The sequence below is a fragment of the Halomonas caseinilytica genome, from assembly GCF_001662305.1.
Classification (GTDB): domain Bacteria; phylum Pseudomonadota; class Gammaproteobacteria; order Pseudomonadales; family Halomonadaceae; genus Halomonas; species Halomonas caseinilytica.
In genome coordinates this window covers 26,303-43,077 of sequence record NZ_BDEP01000020.1, presented here as the reverse complement: position 1 = coordinate 43,077, position 16,775 = coordinate 26,303, and the positions used below count along the sequence as shown (strand labels likewise).

Below are 16,775 nucleotides of genomic sequence, written 5' to 3'. Positions count from 1 at the left end.
CGACGATCTTGGTGCGGCGAGCGGGTAGGGCGGAATGGGGCATGCCGGAGTCTCCTGTGGGCCGTGTGAAAGGTGTCGGCCATTCGGTGGTGCAGAATCCTGTCACCATAGCTCATGTGTGGTTTTTTTACTAAGAGCTTGTCTTTCGACTAAGGTCTAGGAATACGACGCTGGCGCTGAGTTGTCCGGATTTGTGCTTTTCTTACCGCAGGTTGCGTGGGGTGCGATGACAAGTGGCACCATATTTTGTTGTAAAGTTACTAAAAATGGCTTGTGTCTGGCGCTCGCGTGATTCACATTGGAGGGAAACATGAGCCGTCGGCCTGTCCGGTCCGGGCATCTCGGATCGCCCCGGTGCCTTTCCGCCCATCGGCTCAGCCATATCCATGAGTACGGTACCGAATCGCGAGGACGACACCATGACACTCAAGATCGCCATCAACGGCTTTGGTCGAATCGGCCGCAATGTCCTGCGTGCGCTGTATGAAGGGGGGTATCGCGACCGCGTACGCGTCGTGGCCATCAATGACCTGGGAGATCCCGCCCTCAACGCGCACCTCCTGCGCCACGATACGGTCCATGGTCACTTCCCCTTCGAGGTGGGGCACGACGAGTCGAGCCTCAGCGTCGATGGCCAGCGCATCGAGATCCTCTCCGAGCGCGATCCGTCGAAGTTGCCCTGGGGGGATCTCGGCGTCGATCTGGTCATGGAATGCACCGGCCTGTTCACCAAGCGTGAAGCCGCCGCCCAGCACATCACCGCCGGCGCCAAGCGCGTGCTGGTGTCAGCGCCCAGCCCGGATGCCGATGCGACCATCGTGTACGGCGTCAACGAGGACGTCCTGACCTCGGAACACAAGGTGGTCTCCAATGCGTCCTGCACCACCAACTGCCTGGCTCCGGTCGCTCAGGCGCTGCACGACCGTGTCGGCATCGAAACCGGTCTGATGACCACGGTGCATGCCTACACCAATGACCAGAACCTGTCCGATGTCTATCACAAGGATCCCTATCGCGCCCGTAGCGCTACCCACTCGATGATTCCGACCAAGACCGGTGCGGCAGCAGCCGTGGGCCTGGTGCTGCCGGAGCTCAATGGGCGTCTCGATGGCCTGGCGGTGCGCGTGCCGGTGATCAACGTTTCCCTGGTCGACCTGACCTTCACCGCCTCGCGGGAAACCAGCATCGAGGAAATCAATGCAGCCGTCGAAGAAGCTGCGGCGGCATCGCCGGTCATGCGCGTCAACGCCCAGCCGCTGGTGTCCATCGACTTCAATCACGATGCTAATTCGTCTACATTCGACGCCAACCATACCCGGGTCAACGGGCGTCTGGTGAAGGTGATGGCCTGGTACGACAACGAGTGGGGCTTCTCCAATCGCATGCTCGATACCGCCCTGGCCATGCACGCCGCGAGCAACGGCGAGCGTAACGTCGCCTGACGCTCGTTCCCGCTCGAACGACCCGACGCCGGGGCGGTTGCCGCCCCGGCGTCGTCTTGTGCAAGGAAGGCATGCATGCTGCCCGATTACGGCTGGCTGGCCTGGACGCTGATCATTGTCTCCACCTACCTGACAGGGGTGTCCAAGGGCGGCTTTGCAGGCGGCTTCGGGACGCTCTCGGTGCCCTTGATGGCCTTGGCCATCGGTCCCATCGAGGCAGCCGGCCTGTTGCTGCCGTTGCTGCTGGTCATGGACCTGTTCGCGGTCAAGGCCTGGTGGGGAGAACACGATGCGCGCGAGGTGCGCCGTCTCGTGCCCGGCATGGCCCTGGGGGTCGTGGCCGGCACGCTCTTGATCGGCTCGCTCGACGAAAACCATGTTCGGCTGTTGCTGGGCGTGGTGTCGCTGCTGTTCGTGGCCTACATGATCGTCAAGCCGGGGGCATCGCGCCCCATCCACGCGCTCTGGGCCTGGCCGGCGGGCATGGGCGTGGGACTGACCAGCTTTCTCGCCCATGCCGGGGCGCCGCCGATGAACCTCTACCTGGTGCCACGTCGGCTTTCCAAGCGCGCCTTCATTGCCACCTGCACTGTGTCGTTCGCCGCGGTCAACCTGATGAAGCTGCCGCCGTACCTGTGGCTCGGCGAGATCAACCTGACCAGCGCCTGGGCCTCGCTGGCGCTGGTGCCGGTGGCCTGGTTTGGCGTGCGCAGTGGTCTCTGGTTACAGCATCGGGCCAACGAGCGGCTGTTCTATCGGCTGGTGATCCTGGCCATGGCCATCGTCGGCGTGCAATTGATCGTCAAGGCGCTCTCGTAGGAGTGGTGACGTCGCGTTGGCGCGGGCAAAAAAACCCCGCCGGAGCGGGGGAAGAGACGTCTGGACAGGACGCGAGAGAGCCTACTGCCTGACGATCCATTCGTGAGCCGGGTCGTTCTGGAACTTCCACTGTCGCTTGGGGCCGGCCATCACATTGAGGTAATAGAGCTCGTAACCATGTGGTGCGCCCACTGGGTGATAGCCACGAGGCACCATCACGCAGCAGCCGTTTTCCACCGCCATGGTTTCGTCCAGCGAGCGGTCGTCGGTATAGACGCGCTGGAAAGCGAAACCCTGGGAAGGATTGAGACGGTGGTAATAGGTTTCCTCGAGAATCGACTCTTCCGGCAGGTTGTCCACATCATGCTTGTGGGGCGGGTAGCTGGACCAGTTGCCCGCCGGGGTGTAGACCTCCACCACCAGGAGGCTGTCGGCCGGCTCGGTCTCGGGCAGGATGTCCTGGATGTGTCGGGTGTTGGTGCCGCCACCACGGGTGCTTTGCTTGATCTGGTGGGGGGCAATTAACCGTGGTTCATGGTTGCCGTGCCCGGGAGCGCTGCACACCGCCAATTCCATGTCGGTGGTGGCGTCCACGCTGAACTCCACGCCATCGGGAAGATAGACGGCGTAAGGCGGTACCTTCTCGAAGATATCCATGCGTTCACCGATATCCTCCCAGCGGTGTTCACCGCTGGTCACGGAGGCCCGGCCGGAGAGCAGCACCAGACAGTGTTCGCGGTTGCCGGTGTTGCCTTCGATCTGCTGTCCTTGGGTCAGCTTGTGCACGCGAAAGCCGACATGATCCCAGCCGGCGGATGCTGGCGTGACCTCCAGAACCTTGCCCTGAGTATCGGGCTCGTTCGGGCGAACCAGTAGCGAAGTCATCGTGACTCTCCTCGAGTTGTCGTGGGTCTCAGCCGATCTCGTCAAGCGTGATGCGGCGGCCTTCGTGGCGCGAGCGTTCGGCTGCTTCGGCCAGGCGCAGTGCCTGGAGACCATCGTTGGCGCCGGCCAACGGTGCGCGTTGTTGTCTCCAGGCATCGATGAAGTCGTCGATCTCGTGGCGATAGGCCTCGGCATAGCGTTCCAGAAAGAACCACTTGGGCTTGTCTTCTACCTGGCCGGGCTCGCCGGTGAAGCGCAGTCGGGTGTCGCTCTCGTTCTGCGCCTGGAGCATGCCGGCGCTACCGAAGGCCTCGATACGCTGGTCGTAGCCGTAGCTGGCGCGTCGTGAATTGCTGATATGGCAGAGCCGGCCGCTGTTGGTGATCAAGGTGACCATGGCGGTATCCACGTCGCCGACTGCGCCGATGCCGGGGTCGATCAGACAACTTCCTTCGGCGTGAACCTCGGCGATGGGTTCATTCAGCAGCCAGCGGGCCATGTCGAAGTCATGGATTGTCATGTCACGGAATATGCCGCCAGAGGCGCCGATGTATTCGGTGGGTGGCGGTGCCGGATCGCGGCTGATGATGGTGAGTGTCTCGAGATTACCGATCCGACCTTCCATCACGGCACGCTTCAGGGCGGCGAATTGCGGGTCATGACGGCGATTGAACCCCAGAGCGCAGGTCACCGGATGCGACTCCAGCACCCGGAGTGCCTCGACGGTGCGGGCCAGGTCGAGAGCGATGGGCTTCTCGCAGAGCACGGCTTTGCCGGCGCGAGCGGCGCGTTCCAGATAGTCGGCATGGGTCGGTGTGCTCGAGGCGATCAGTACGGCATCGATCTCGTCATCTTCGAAGATGGTATCGGCATCGAGTGCCCGGGCGCCGTATTCGGCGGCCAGGGCCTCGGCAGTCGGAGCATGGAAGTCAGCCACGGCGGCCAGGGTGGCCTCGGGATGCTCGTCGATGGTCCGGGCATGAACCTTGCCGATACGCCCGGCGCCGATCAGGGCGAGTCTCATGGCGGTGTCCTCTCGTTATCGGTGAATGGTCGTGTACTGTCCGATCACACTTGCCCCGCATCGCTGTCAGACAAGGGGTGATCCCTGGCCTTGTCCTGGCGCATGCCCAGTGAGATAGCCAGGGTCTGGGTCAGGCACAGCGAAGCGGTCAGGCCGCGGAAACTCTTGACCTCCGCTTCGTGCACCACCAGCGAAACGTCGGCGATGCGGGCCAGGGGGCTGAGATTGGAGTCGGTGATCACCACCAGTGGGACTCCGCGCTTGCAGGCCTCGTCTGCCAGTTCACGTGTTTCCTGGGCATAGGGCGAGAAGCTCACCACCAGCAAGGCATCGTTATCGCCAATAGCCTTGAGTTGTTCGTCATACATTCCCCCCAGGCCATTGACCAGGAAGGTGCGCTTGTCGATGTGATGCAGCGCATAAGTCATGTAACTGGCCACCACGAAGCTGCGTCGCGCCCCCATCACGTGGATGGCGCTGGCTTGCTCAAAGATGTCCAAGGCGCGCTCCAAGTGGCGCGGATCAATGCGACTCGGCAGTTGTTCCAGCACCTCTCGATTGGCATCGGCAAACTCCCAGAGCAACTGGGTGCTGTCCGGGGTCTCGCCGGTGGCGGATCGCACAGCGTGGATACGCTCGTTGTAGTTGGGCAACTCGTCCACCAGTCGCGAGCGAAACAGCCGTTGCATCTCGGAGAAGCCAGTGAACCCGAAACTGTTGGCGAAGCGGATCAGGGTCGAGGGTGTCACATCGGCCTGCTTGGCGAGCTGAGCAACGGTAGCGAAGGCCACCTCCCGGGGGTGGTCGAGCAGGAAGCGTGCAGTCTGTTGCAAACGGCGGCTCAGGGCCGGGTAGTCTGCCGTGATGCGGGTTTCCAGCTCCTCGAAATCCTGGGGTGTCTGATTCATGTGGGGATCCTCGTCTTCGCCGCAAGGACGTTGACTTCCGGTGCGTTCATCTCGGGGCAGTCTAGGTTAAATGGAACATATATTCTATTAATACCAAAGTATGGAATATTTTGTTTTGTTGTTTTTGGAAATGGAACCTATATTCCATCACGTCATTGCGCTGAATGTTGCTTCCACACAACGATAATCGAGAGAGGAATTTCATCCATGGCACGTCTATCACATTGGCTGCTGGCCTCGACCACCGCGGTGGCGCTCATGGCCGGAACAGTACAGGCACAAGAAGAGAACCGCTTCGTCATGGTGACCCATGGCGTTCCCTCCGACCCCTTCTGGTCCGTAGTCAAGAACGGTGCCGAAGCGGCTGCTGACACGGTAGGAGCAGAATTGGAGTATCGCGCCCCGTCGACCTTCGACATGGCCAAGATGCAGCAACTGGTCGAGGCGGCTGTGGCCTCCGACCCGGATGGCCTGATTGTCTCTTTCACTGATGAAGATGCATTGGGAAGCATCGTCCAAGAGGCCTCCGACAACGGCATTCCAGTGATCACCATCAACTCTGGAGGCGATGTCGCGCAGAAGTATGGGAGTCGTCTGCATGTCGGCCAGAGCGAGTATGAGGCAGGCAAACAGGCCGCTGAGCGCATGCAGGAGATGGGCGTCGAGAAGGCGATCTGTGTCAACCATGAGCAGGGTAACCAGGGCCTCGACCAGCGTTGCGACGGCTTTCTCGAGGGGTTTGATGGCAGTGCCGAGCAGTTGGCCACTACCTATGATCCGACGTCGATCCGCAATGCCATCGTTGCCTATCTCAACGAGAACAGTGATGTGCGCGGCATCCTGACGCTGGGGGCAGTGGCTGCCGAACCCATGCTCCAGGCCATGCGAGAGCAAGGCGCCACCGACATGTTCACCCTTGGCACCTTCGATCTCTCTCCCGGCATCCTCGAGGCTCTCGAGGCAGATGAACTGGATTTTGCCATCGACCAGCAACAATACCTGCAGGGCTACTTGCCGGTGATGTTCCTTGATCAGTTCGCCAGGAATGGCTTGCTGCCGGCCGGCGACGTTCCTACCGGTCCCGGCTTCGTCACTCCGGACAACGCCGCTCAGGTCCTCGAGCTGAGCGAGCAGGGCATCCGCTGAACATCATCATGCATGCAAGGGCCCGTCTGACGGGCTCCGGGAGTCGACCATCATGAAGTCCAATGCATCCCCTCAAACCGATGCGGTGGAGTCGCAAGACGAGCGTCTCCAGAAGGTTTCGTTCTGGAAGAGGGCGTTGAGCCGTCCTGAGCTGGGCGCCCTGGCCGGTACTGTTCTGGTGCTCGCGTTCTTTATCGTGGCTGCCAGTGGCACTGGTATGTTCACGCCGGCGGGTATCGTCAATTTCCTCGAAGTGGCGGCTCAATTGGGGATCATTGCCACCGCTGCTGCCCTGCTGATGATCGGTGGTGAGTTCGATCTTTCCATTGGTTCGATGATCGGTCTGGCCGGCATTCTCATCGCCATCCCTGCCGTGGAATACGGCTGGCCCCTGTGGGCGGCCATCATACTGGCTTTCTCCTGCGCGGCTCTGGTGGGCTGGATAAATGGCAACCTGGTCAACAAGACGGGGCTGCCTTCGTTCATCGTGACCCTGGGGTTCCTGTTCATCCTGCGGGGCCTGGCGATCGGTATCAGCCGCCTGCTGACTGGCCGTACCCAGATCGGTGGGATCCACGACCATATTCCGGGTGACTGGTTTGCGGCCCTCTTCTCGGGGGAGGTCGCGACAGGGCTCTTTGCCTGGATGGCCTCGCAGGGCTGGATCGCCACCAACTTTGCCGGCAACCCGGTAGTGACCGGTGTCCCGGTTTCCATCGTCTGGTGGCTGGCCCTTACCGCCTTGGCGACCTGGGTGTTGCTCTGCACCCCTTACGGCAACTGGATATTCGCTAGCGGGGGGGACGCCAATGCAGCGCGCAACTCCGGCGTGCCGGTCCACCGCGTCAAGATCTCGTTGTTCATGTTCACGGCCTTGTCCGCGACGATCTTTGCTTGCCTCCAAGTGATGGATACCGGTTCGGCGGACACCATTCGTGGCCTGCTCAAGGAGCTGGAAGCGATCATCGCTGTTGTCATCGGCGGTGCGTTGCTCACCGGCGGTTATGGCTCGGCCATCGGTGCCGCGCTCGGTGCTCTGATCTTCGGCCTGGTGCAGATGGGCATTTTCTATACCGGCGTCAATACCGACTGGTTCCAGGTTTTTCTCGGCGTGATGCTGCTGGTGGCCGTGCTCTTCAACAATTTCATGCGTAAGAAGGCGATGGAGGCCAAGTGAGATGAGCGAACGTACGCCCATGATCGAGATGTGCAACGTCAGCAAGCACTTCGGCAGTGTCATCGCCCTGAGCGATATCTCGGTACAAGTTCATTCCGGTGAAGTCATGTGCCTGCTGGGCGACAATGGTGCCGGCAAGTCGACCCTGATCAAGACGCTGTCGGGAGTCCATCAGCCGACCCATGGCGAGATACGGCTGGATGGCACGCCAGCTCGCTTCAAGTCGCCAGCCTATGCTCTGGATGCCGGCATTGCCACCGTCTTTCAGGACCTGGCGATGATCCCGCTGATGTCGATCACTCGTAACTTCTTCATGGGTCGCGAGCCCACCGTGGGCTGGGGACCATTCAAGCGTATCGACTGGAAGCTGGCCGACCGTATCGCCAAGCAGGAAATGGGCAAGATCGGTATCGATGTGCGAGATCCCAGCCAGCCGGTAGGCACGCTCTCCGGCGGTGAGCGACAGTGCGTGGCGATCGCTCGAGCGGTCTATTTCGGGGCCAAAGTGTTGATTCTCGACGAGCCGACCTCGGCGCTTGGGGTCAAGCAGGCATCGGTCGTGTTGCGCTACATCGCCAAGGCGCGGGCAGATGGCCTGGCGGTGATCTTCATTACCCACAACGTTCATCACGCCTATCCGGTAGCGGACGCCTTCACCCTGCTCAAGCGTGGCGGCAGTCTCGGCACCTTCCGGAAGGAAGATATCAGCCGAGAGGAAGTGCTCAACATGATGGCCGGCGGTGCCGAACTGGAGAGTCTGGATGCTGAGCTGGCCGAGTTTCAGCGCAGTGACACCGAGCGCGCCGCCGACACATCCGGTGTCCGGCCTCCTCTTGCTGCCGGCCAGTGAAGGGCGCAACAGCCATGAACTCATGTCACGACGCGCCCCTTTTCACCCTGGCTGCCTGCGCCGAGATGCTGTTTCGCGACCTGCCGATCACCGAAAGGATCGCCCGGATCGATGCTCTGGGCTTCCAGGTGGAGATCTGGGACTGGAGTCGTCACGACATCAAGGCGCTGGCAGCTACCGGCGCGACGTTCTCCTCCATGACCGGCTATCTCGAGGGCACCCTGGCGGACCAGGAAGGTGCCGACCGGCTGGTGGCGACGGCCCGGGAGTCGATCGCCGTGGCCAAGCGACTGGGGGGCCCTCGCCTCAATTTGCACGGCACTGGTCTCGACGGTCAGGGCTTGCCGGTTCAGCCGGGGGCCGAGATGACCGGGCCCATGTGGATAAGAGCGGCGGATACACTGCATCGCCTGGCGGATCTCGGCCAGCAACATGGCGTGACGTTCGTGCTGGAAAACCTCAATACCACGGTTGATCACCCTGGAGTGCCCTTTGCCCGTGCCGAAGACGTGCTGGCATTGGTGGAGAGTGTCGGTCGCCCGGAGATACGGATCATGCTCGATCTCTATCACGCCCAGATCGGTGAAGGAAACCTGATCGAGCTGGTGCGTTGCTGTGCCCCCTATATTGGCGAGGTTCAGGTTGCCGATGTTCCGGGACGCTGTGAGCCCGGTAGCGGTGAGATTCACTATCCAGCCATTGCCCGCGCGCTGAAAGAGATCGGCTATCGAGGCACGGTCGGCCTGGAGGGTTGGGCCTCCGGTGACGATGAGCTGGCCCTGCGCTGTTTCCGGGATGCTTTCACCCTTTAATTCCCTGACTGGATAGCGTCGTGACGTCCGGGCAGTGGCTGGACGGGCTGCTCGGCCATCGTCGGGGCGTGATACGACAAGCGATGCGGAGAAACGCTATGCAAGAGATGAAACCCGACAACAGACCGCTGGATCTGATTTGCCTTGGCCGCGTCGCCGTCGATCTTTATTCGGAGCAGGTTGGTAGCCGTCTGGAAGATGTCTCGAGCTTTGCCAAGTACCTCGGTGGCAGCTCCGGCAACATGGCCTATGGAACCGCTCGCCTGGGCCTCGAATCGGCCATGCTGTCTCGAGTCGGCAATGAGCAGATGGGTAACTTCGTGCGCGAGGAACTCGAGCGCGTGGGGGTTGATACCAGCGCCCTGCAGACCGACCCTGAGCGCCATACCGGCCTGGTGTTGTTGGCGCTCAAGGATCGCGACAGCTTTCCGCTGCTGTTCTACCGTCGTGATTGTGCCGATATGGCCATCGATCATGAGGCCATCGACCCGGCCTTCATCGCCCGTGCCAAGGCGCTGGTCATCACCGGCACCCACCTGTCTGCCGAGACCCCTGCCAGGGCCTGCCGCAAGGCGCTCGACGCCGCCTCTGATCATGGCGTCAAGCGGGTGCTGGATATCGACTACCGGCCGGTACTGTGGGGCCTGACCACCCCCGGCGATGGTGAAACGCGCTTTATCGCCGACGACAAGGTGACCACCGATCTTCAGGCCTGGCTTTCCGACTTTGACCTGATCGTTGGCACCGAGGAAGAATTTCATATCGCCGGCGGGAGCACCGATACCCTGGCTTCACTGCGTGCTGTGCGTGAACTCAGCGAGGCAACCTTGGTGTGCAAGCTCGGCGCCCTGGGTTGCGTGGTCTTCGAGGGTGAGATCCCTGAGCGTATCGAAGACGGCATCCTGGTGGAGGGCGTCGAGGTCGAGGTGCTCAATGTGTTGGGTGCCGGTGATGCCTTCATGAGCGGATTGCTCAGGGGCTGGTTGAGGGGAGCAAGCTGGGAGACCAGCGCCTCCTACGCCAACGCCTGCGGCGCCCTGGTGGTCTCGCGCCATGGCTGTGCCCCGGCCATGCCCACCGAGGAGGAGTTGTTCGACTACCTGGGCCGTCGCGACGCGGTGCCTCGGCCCGACCAGGACGAACGCCTCAACCACCTGCATCGGGTCACTACCCGCACGCTCGTCGATTGGCCCCAGGTCTGTGGCCTGGCCTTCGATCATCGCCGCCAGCTCACTGACATGGCCCGCGACGTCAAGGCCGACCCGACACGCATCCCGGTGCTCAAGCAGCTGCTGGTGCGGGCCGCCGAGGAGGGCGCGCGGCGTACCAGGCTCGACAAGCCGGCGATCCTGGTCGATGACGTCTTCGGCCAGGACGCCCTCAACGACGCCACTGGCAGGGGCTGGTGGATCGGCCGTCCGGTGGAATTGCCGAGTTCCCGACCGCTACGTTTCCAGCATGGCGACGACCTGGGCAGCCGCCTGCGGCATTGGCCTCGCGAGCACATCATCAAGTGCCTGGTGTTCTACCACCCGGATGACCCGATGTCGTTGCGTCTGGAACAGGAAACTCGGTTGCGTCAGCTCTATCAGGCGGCCTGCGCCAATGGACTGGAGCTGCTGATCGAGGTGATCCCGCCGGCCGGCATGGCAGTGGACGACACCACTCTGCCGCGTAGCCTGCAGCGGCTCTACAACCTGGGAATCCGCCCCGATTGGTGGAAGTTGCCGGCCATGTCCGATACCGCCTGGGACGCGGTCAGCCGGGCTATCGACGACAAGGATCCCTATTGCCGTGGTGTGGTGTTGCTGGGCCTGGATGCCTCGATGGACGACATGAAGCGTGGTTTCGCGGCCGCCGCCCGTAACGACCGATGCAAGGGCTTCACCGTGGGGCGAACCCTGTTTGCCGGCCCCAGCCGCGAATGGCTGGCCGGCACCATCGACGACGCCCGGCTGATCGACCGGGTTGCCAGCAACTACGCCGAATTGATCGAGGAATGGCAGCGTCTGCACAGCGTCACGTCCAGAGTGGAGGAAGTCTGATATGAACGCCGTTCGACTCACCATGGCCCAGGCCCTGGTCAAGTACCTGGCGGTCCAGCGCATCGAATGCGAAGGCCGTGAGATGGCATTGTTCGAGGGAGTGTTCGGGATCTTCGGTCACGGCAACGTGGCCGGCCTGGGGGAGGCGCTCTATCAGGCCCGCGAGGCACTTCCCACGTATCGTGCCCACAACGAACAGACCATGGCGCATGCCGCTATCGCTTTCGCCAAGGCTAATGGTCGACGCCGCATGATGGCGGCTACCAGTTCCATTGGCCCCGGGGCTACCAACATGGTCACGGCCGCCGCCCTGGCCCATGCCAATCGACTGCCGATCCTGCTGCTGCCGGGAGATACGTTCGCCAGCCGTGATCCTGACCCGGTACTGCAACAGGTGGAGCATTTCGGTGATCCCACCATCACGGTCAACGACTGTTTCCGTCCGGTGTCGCGCTACTTCGATCGCATCACCCGTCCGGAGCAACTGCTGACCAGCTTGCCCCAGGCCATTGCCACGCTGCTTGATCCGGAACACTGCGGTCCAGCGACCCTGGCGTTGCCCCAGGACGTCCAGACCTTCGCCTACGACTATCCCGAGAGCTTCTTTGCGCCGCGCGTGCACCGTATTCGTCGTCCCCAGCCGGATCCCCGCGAGTTGGAAGCGGCCATTGCCGCATTGGCCCGCGCCGAGCGACCGCTGATCATCGCCGGTGGAGGTGTGCACTACGCTGGTGCCTGCGAACGCCTTGGTGAGTTCGCCCGAACGCATGGCGTGCCGGTGGCCGAGACCCAGGCTGGCAAGGGCGCTTTGCCCGATATTCATCCCTGTGCGGTGGGGGCTATCGGCGTCACCGGGAGCGAGGCGGCCAACCTCCTGGCCAGGGAGGCGGACCTGATCCTGGCCGTGGGTACCCGCCTGCAGGACTTTACCACCGGCTCGCGGGCACTCTTCGAACGCGATGACCTGACCCTGGTGGCCCTGAACGCGGGACGCTTCGACAGCCAGAAACATCACGCCCTGCCGTTGACCGGCGATGCTTTCGATGGGCTGGTAGCGCTGGGCTCCGGCTTGGTCGACTGGCGACCCTCCGACGCCTGGCGGGGGCGGGCCGATAACCTCAAGCGTGAATGGGCCGAGGTGGTGGCACGTGTCACTGCCGATGAGGGACATGAGTTGCCCACTGATGCTCAGGTGATTGGGGCTGTGAACCGGCAGGCCGGTAATGACGGTACTGTCGTCTGCGCCGCCGGCGGTCTGCCGGGAGAACTACACAAGCTGTGGCGGTGTGCCGGCCCCGGCAGCTATCACGTTGAGTACGGCTACTCCTGCATGGGTTATGAGATCGCGGGCGGTCTGGGGGTCAAGATGGCTCACCCCGATCGCGAGGTGTTCGTGATGGTGGGGGACGGCTCTTACCTGATGCACAATTCGGAGCTCGCCACCTCAGTGATGTTGGGCCAAAAGTTGATCGTAGTAGTGCTCGACAATCGTGGCTTTGGCTGTATCAACCGCCTTCAACAGGGCACCGGCGGCGCCGGTTTCAACAACCTGCTCGACGACTGCCTGACCATCGAGAGTGGCGCGCCCAAGACCGATTTCGCTGCCCATGCCCGTGCGCTGGGGTGCGAGGCCGAGAATGTACGCGACATCCAGGCGTTGGAAGGCGCTCTGGTACGTGCCCGTCAAGCCGAGACCACTTACGTCATTGCCCTGGACACCGATCCTCTGCCCAGCACCGCCGAAGGTGGTGCCTGGTGGGAGGTGGCAGTGCCCGAAGTCTCGATGCGCGGGCAGGTCAACGAGGCCTATGCAAGTTATCGAGAGGCCAAGCGACGCCAGCACCGCTGATAGCCGACTACCTGATGGTTCGTCGACTTTTCCGTTTACTTGAAAAGGGGGACAGGCTGTGTGGCCTGCCCAATGAAGGAGAGTTCATACATGTCCATCGTACGCCTGGGGATCAATCCGCTGACCTGGACCAATGACGATATGCCGTCGCTGGGCGGCGATACCCCTCTGGAAACGTGCCTGTTCGAGGGCCGGGAGGCGGGCTTCTCCGGGTTCGAACTGGGCAACAAGTTTCCTCGTGATCCCGACGTGCTGGGCCCGATCCTCCAACGGCACGACCTCTCCCTGGTCTCCGGCTGGTACAGCAGCGAGCTGTTGACCCGCAGCGCCGAGGAAGAGATTGAGGCCATCAAGCCGCACCTGCACCTGCTCAAGTCGCTGGGCGCCAAGGCGATGGTGTTCTGCGAGGTCAGCCACTGCGTGCATGGTCGGCGCGATGTGCCGCTTTCTCATAGTCCGAGCATGAACGAAGCGCAGTGGCAGACCTTCATTTCGCGCCTCAACCAGGTGGCCGACTACTGTCTCGAACAGGGCGTGCAGATTGCCTATCACCACCATCTAGGCACGGTGGTCGAGACCGAAGCGGAAGTCGATCGGCTGATGGCCGAGGCCGCCCCCTCGGTCGGGCTGTTGCTCGACTCGGGCCATCTGGTGGGTGCCGGGGGAGATCCCATCGCCGTCCAGCAGAAACATGCCGAGCGCATCGTCCATGTGCATTGCAAGGACATTCGCCGCGAGGTGCTGGAAGATGCCCGCAATCGCGATCTCAGTTTTCTGGACGGCGTGCTGAACGGCATGTTCACCGTGCCGGGCGACGGCTTCATCGACTACATCACCCTCTTCAAGGGGCTGCGCGACAGCGGCTACGAGGGCTGGGTGGTGGTCGAGGCCGAACAGGACCCTGCCGTGGCACACCCGCTGACTTATGCCCGCCTGGGCTGCGATAACCTCAAGCGCTTCTGTGCCGAGGCCGGATTGACCGTTACCGAATGACTGATCATCGAGAGGACATTCCCATGAGCATTTTGGGCAACTACATCAACGGCCAGCCCGTGGCCAGCCAGAGCGGCCGTACCGCGCCCGTCTACAATCCCGCGACCGGTGAGCAGCGCCTGCAGGTGGCACTCTCCTCGGCCGACGAGACGCGCGAGGCGGTACATGTTGCCGACGAGGCCTTTGCGACCTGGTCGAAGATCACGCCGCTCAAGCGTGCGCGTATCCTGTTCCGCTTCAAGACGCTGGTCGAGGAGCATGCCGACGAGCTGGCGCGGTTGATCGCCAGCGAGCACGGTAAGGTGTTCTCCGATGCCAAGGGCGAAGTGACCCGCGGCCTGGAAGTGGTGGAGTTCGCCTGCGGCATCCCGCACCTGCAGAAAGGCGAGCATTCCATGAACGTGGGCACCGGGGTGGACAGCTACTCCATGATGCAGCCGCTGGGCGTCTGTGCCGGCATCTCGCCGTTCAACTTCCCGGCCATGGTGCCGATGTGGATGTTCCCCATCGCGCTGGCCTGCGGCAACACCTTCGTGATGAAGCCCTCCGAGAAGGATCCTTCCACGCCGATGCGTCTGGCCGAGTTGCTCACCGAGGCCGGCCTGCCCGACGGCGTGTTCAACGTGGTCAATGGTGACAAGGAGTCGGTGGATGTGCTGCTCACCGACGAGCGCGTCCAGGCGGTGAGCTTCGTCGGTTCGACGCCGATCGCCGAAACCATCTACGCCACGGCGTCCGCACATGGCAAGCGGGTCCAGGCCCTGGGTGGTGCCAAGAACCACATGGTGATCATGCCCGATGCCGACCTGGATCAGGCCGTCGGCGCGCTGATGGGAGCGGCCTACGGCTCCGCCGGAGAGCGTTGTATGGCGATCTCGGTGGCCGTGCCGGTGGGCGAGGAGACCGCCGAGCGCCTGCGCGACAAACTGGTCGCCGAGCTCGACAAGCTGCGTGTCGGACCGGGTCTCGTCGATGGTCCGGACAACGACATGGGCCCGCTGGTCACCCGCGAGCACCTGGAAAAGGTCAAGGGCTATATCCAGACCGGTGTGGATGAGGGGGCCGAACTGGTGGTCGACGGCCGCGAGACGGCGATCGAAGGGGGCGGTGATGGCTTCTTCGTGGGCGGCTCGCTGTTCGACCACGTCAAGCCTGGCATGCGCATCCATAGCGAGGAAATCTTCGGGCCGGTGTTGGCCATCGCCCGGGCGGCGAGTTTCGACGAGGCCGTGTCGATGATCAACGATCATGAGTTCGGCAATGGCACTGCTATCTTCACCCGCGATGGCGATGCTGCCCGCCAGTACTGCGAGCAGATTCAGGTGGGCATGGTCGGCGTCAACGTGCCGATCCCGGTGCCGATGGCTTTCCACAGCTTCGGCGGCTGGAAGCGCTCGCTGTTCGGCCCGTTGCACATGCACGGCCCCGATGGCGTTCGTTTCTATACGCGCATGAAGACCATCACCCAGCGCTGGCCGAGCGGCATTCGCGAGGAGACCAACCACTTCACAATGCCAACGCTCTGAAGCACGCCAACCCAACCCTAGGCTGTCGGGCCGAGACGTCCGATGTTGCCATGTCATGTGAGGACGACAGAATGGCAGACCTCAAGTTCGGCTTGATCGGCACCGGCTTCATGGGTAAAGCCCATGCTATTGCGCTGAAAGCGGCGCCTACCGTCTTTTCCCTGCCAGCCTTTCCGGTCTGCGACCTGCTTGCCGAGGTCGATGACGAACAGGCTGCCCGCAAGGCGCGGGAACTGGGGTTCGCTCGTTCCACTGGCGACTGGACGGCGCTGGTGCAGGATCCGGATGTGGATGTAGTGGATATCTGTGCACCCAATTTTCTGCACAAGGAGATGGCCTTGGCCGCCATCGCTGCGGGCAAGCATGTCTACGCCGAAAAGCCGCTGGCACTTTCCGTTGTCGATGCCCAGGCGATGGTCGAGGCCGCCGAGGCGGCCGATGTGAAGACACTGGTGGGCTTCAACTATATTCGCAATTCGGCCACTCAACTGGCGCGAGAAATCGTGCAGAGCGGTGAGATCGGCGAACTGGTGCACTTCCGGGGCCGCCACAACGAGGATTACCTGGCCGATCCGGCCAAGCCCCATGACTGGCACACCCGGCGTGCCACCGCCGGGGCTGGTGCCCTGGGGGATCTGGGCTCACATATCCTCAACATGGCGGAATATCTCATCGGTCAACGCATCGGCGAGGTATGTGGCCAACTGCAGACGGTGATCCCCCAGCGAGCGTTGCCCGGCGGGGGCGGTGGTATGGCGAAGGTCGAGAACGATGACCATGCCCAGGCGCTGTTACGCTTCGATGGTGGCCTGATCGGCAACATGGAAACATCGCGGGTGGCTACCGGGCGCAAGATGGGGTTGGCCTATACCCTTACCGGTACCAGGGGCTCGATCGTCTTCGACCAGGAGCGCATGAGTGAGCTGCAGCTCTATAAACACGCGGGGCCCGAAGGACGTCGCGGTTTCAGCACACTGCTGATCGGTCCCGAGCACCCGGATTACGCGGCCTTCAGTCCCGCTCCGGGTCATGGTCTGGGCTACAACGACCAGAAGATCATCGAGATTCGCGACCTGGTGGAAGGCATCGTGGGCGACAGGCCCCTCTACCCGAATTTTCGGGAAGCGGCACGGGTCAATCGCCTGATCGAGGCCATCGAGCGCTCACATCTCGAGGGCAGTTGGGTATCCGTTTCCGGCTAGGCACTTTTCAGACACAACTCGAGGGCAGCGGCCGCATGGCGTCCTTGCGCCATGTCGAATATGCTGGCGAGCGGGCTATCCAGCGCCCGTGGCGGTA

At 62.5% G+C, this 16,775-nt stretch carries 14 protein-coding genes; 11 read left to right on the top strand and 3 right to left on the bottom strand.

Going from position 1 to position 16,775, the window contains the following annotated elements; genetic code table 11:
• Window positions 1–419: 419 nt before the first annotated feature.
• Window positions 420–1,442: a type I glyceraldehyde-3-phosphate dehydrogenase gene (gene gap / locus A9O65_RS14350; RefSeq protein WP_064700608.1), complete on the top strand. Its 1,023-nt coding sequence runs from the start codon at window positions 420–422 to the stop codon at window positions 1,440–1,442.
• Window positions 1,443–1,517: 75 nt separating this feature from the next.
• Window positions 1,518–2,261: a sulfite exporter TauE/SafE family protein gene (locus tag A9O65_RS14345; RefSeq protein ID WP_064702442.1), complete on the top strand. Its 744-nt coding sequence runs from the start codon at window positions 1,518–1,520 to the stop codon at window positions 2,259–2,261.
• An 81-nt stretch (window positions 2,262–2,342) separates the two neighbouring features.
• Here A9O65_RS14345 and iolB read toward each other — a convergent pair whose 3' ends face one another.
• The 3 genes from iolB to A9O65_RS14330 are packed head-to-tail and all read right to left on the bottom strand — an operon-like array spanning window position 2,343 to window position 5,078.
• The gene (gene iolB / locus A9O65_RS14340) at window positions 2,343–3,146 is read right to left on the bottom strand and encodes a 5-deoxy-glucuronate isomerase (protein ID WP_064700606.1); all 804 of its coding nucleotides are present in this window, start codon (window positions 3,144–3,146) and stop codon (window positions 2,343–2,345) included.
• A 28-nt stretch (window positions 3,147–3,174) separates the two neighbouring features.
• Window positions 3,175–4,170 carry an inositol 2-dehydrogenase gene (gene iolG, locus A9O65_RS14335; protein WP_064700605.1) on the bottom strand — a complete coding sequence of 332 codons (996 nt, stop codon included), beginning with the start codon at window positions 4,168–4,170 and terminating at the stop codon, window positions 3,175–3,177.
• 44 nt (window positions 4,171–4,214) lie between these two features.
• Window positions 4,215–5,078: a MurR/RpiR family transcriptional regulator gene (locus A9O65_RS14330; RefSeq protein WP_064702441.1), complete on the bottom strand. Its 864-nt coding sequence runs from the start codon at window positions 5,076–5,078 to the stop codon at window positions 4,215–4,217.
• 207 nt (window positions 5,079–5,285) lie between these two features.
• Between A9O65_RS14330 and A9O65_RS14325 the strand changes: the two genes are divergently transcribed.
• The 9 genes from A9O65_RS14325 to A9O65_RS14285 all read left to right on the top strand — a co-directional run bounded on the left by A9O65_RS14325 (window position 5,286) and on the right by A9O65_RS14285 (window position 16,678).
• Window positions 5,286–6,224 carry a sugar ABC transporter substrate-binding protein gene (locus tag A9O65_RS14325; RefSeq protein ID WP_064702440.1) on the top strand — a complete coding sequence of 313 codons (939 nt, stop codon included), beginning with the start codon at window positions 5,286–5,288 and terminating at the stop codon, window positions 6,222–6,224.
• Window positions 6,225–6,276: 52 nt separating this feature from the next.
• The gene (locus A9O65_RS14320) at window positions 6,277–7,401 is read left to right on the top strand and encodes an ABC transporter permease (protein WP_064700602.1); all 1,125 of its coding nucleotides are present in this window, start codon (window positions 6,277–6,279) and stop codon (window positions 7,399–7,401) included.
• Between the two features lies 1 nt (window position 7,402).
• Window positions 7,403–8,251 carry an ATP-binding cassette domain-containing protein gene (locus tag A9O65_RS14315; protein WP_064702439.1) on the top strand — a complete coding sequence of 283 codons (849 nt, stop codon included), beginning with the start codon at window positions 7,403–7,405 and terminating at the stop codon, window positions 8,249–8,251.
• A 14-nt stretch (window positions 8,252–8,265) separates the two neighbouring features.
• Entirely contained in the window at window positions 8,266–9,063 is a 798-nt protein-coding gene (locus tag A9O65_RS14310; RefSeq protein ID WP_064700600.1) for a TIM barrel protein, read from the top strand.
• Window positions 9,064–9,161: 98 nt separating this feature from the next.
• Window positions 9,162–11,108, top strand: coding sequence for a bifunctional 5-dehydro-2-deoxygluconokinase/5-dehydro-2-deoxyphosphogluconate aldolase (locus A9O65_RS14305; protein WP_064702438.1), 1,947 nt, complete (start codon window positions 9,162–9,164; stop codon window positions 11,106–11,108).
• 1 nt (window position 11,109) lies between these two features.
• Window positions 11,110–12,957: a 3D-(3,5/4)-trihydroxycyclohexane-1,2-dione acylhydrolase (decyclizing) gene (gene iolD / locus A9O65_RS14300; RefSeq protein ID WP_064702437.1), complete on the top strand. Its 1,848-nt coding sequence runs from the start codon at window positions 11,110–11,112 to the stop codon at window positions 12,955–12,957.
• 90 nt (window positions 12,958–13,047) lie between these two features.
• On the top strand, window positions 13,048–13,950 hold the full coding sequence (gene iolE, locus A9O65_RS14295; protein ID WP_064702436.1) for a myo-inosose-2 dehydratase: 903 nt from the start codon (window positions 13,048–13,050) through the stop codon (window positions 13,948–13,950).
• 23 nt (window positions 13,951–13,973) lie between these two features.
• Window positions 13,974–15,476: a CoA-acylating methylmalonate-semialdehyde dehydrogenase gene (locus tag A9O65_RS14290; protein ID WP_064702435.1), complete on the top strand. Its 1,503-nt coding sequence runs from the start codon at window positions 13,974–13,976 to the stop codon at window positions 15,474–15,476.
• A 71-nt stretch (window positions 15,477–15,547) separates the two neighbouring features.
• The gene (locus A9O65_RS14285; protein WP_064702434.1) at window positions 15,548–16,678 is read left to right on the top strand and encodes a Gfo/Idh/MocA family protein; all 1,131 of its coding nucleotides are present in this window, start codon (window positions 15,548–15,550) and stop codon (window positions 16,676–16,678) included.
• Window positions 16,679–16,775: the final 97 nt, after the last annotated feature.

Coding starts and splice junctions, on each gene's coding strand:
- gap (WP_064700608.1), top strand. CDS start 420: ATGACACTCAAGATCGCCATCAACGGCTTTGGTCGAATCGGCCGCAAT.
- A9O65_RS14345 (WP_064702442.1), top strand. CDS start 1,518: ATGCTGCCCGATTACGGCTGGCTGGCCTGGACGCTGATCATTGTCTCC.
- iolB (WP_064700606.1), bottom strand. CDS start 3,146: ATGACTTCGCTACTGGTTCGCCCGAACGAGCCCGATACTCAGGGCAAG.
- iolG (WP_064700605.1), bottom strand. CDS start 4,170: ATGAGACTCGCCCTGATCGGCGCCGGGCGTATCGGCAAGGTTCATGCC.
- A9O65_RS14330 (WP_064702441.1), bottom strand. CDS start 5,078: ATGAATCAGACACCCCAGGATTTCGAGGAGCTGGAAACCCGCATCACG.
- A9O65_RS14325 (WP_064702440.1), top strand. CDS start 5,286: ATGGCACGTCTATCACATTGGCTGCTGGCCTCGACCACCGCGGTGGCG.
- A9O65_RS14320 (WP_064700602.1), top strand. CDS start 6,277: ATGAAGTCCAATGCATCCCCTCAAACCGATGCGGTGGAGTCGCAAGAC.
- A9O65_RS14315 (WP_064702439.1), top strand. CDS start 7,403: ATGAGCGAACGTACGCCCATGATCGAGATGTGCAACGTCAGCAAGCAC.
- A9O65_RS14310 (WP_064700600.1), top strand. CDS start 8,266: ATGAACTCATGTCACGACGCGCCCCTTTTCACCCTGGCTGCCTGCGCC.
- A9O65_RS14305 (WP_064702438.1), top strand. CDS start 9,162: ATGCAAGAGATGAAACCCGACAACAGACCGCTGGATCTGATTTGCCTT.
- iolD (WP_064702437.1), top strand. CDS start 11,110: ATGAACGCCGTTCGACTCACCATGGCCCAGGCCCTGGTCAAGTACCTG.
- iolE (WP_064702436.1), top strand. CDS start 13,048: ATGTCCATCGTACGCCTGGGGATCAATCCGCTGACCTGGACCAATGAC.
- A9O65_RS14290 (WP_064702435.1), top strand. CDS start 13,974: ATGAGCATTTTGGGCAACTACATCAACGGCCAGCCCGTGGCCAGCCAG.
- A9O65_RS14285 (WP_064702434.1), top strand. CDS start 15,548: ATGGCAGACCTCAAGTTCGGCTTGATCGGCACCGGCTTCATGGGTAAA.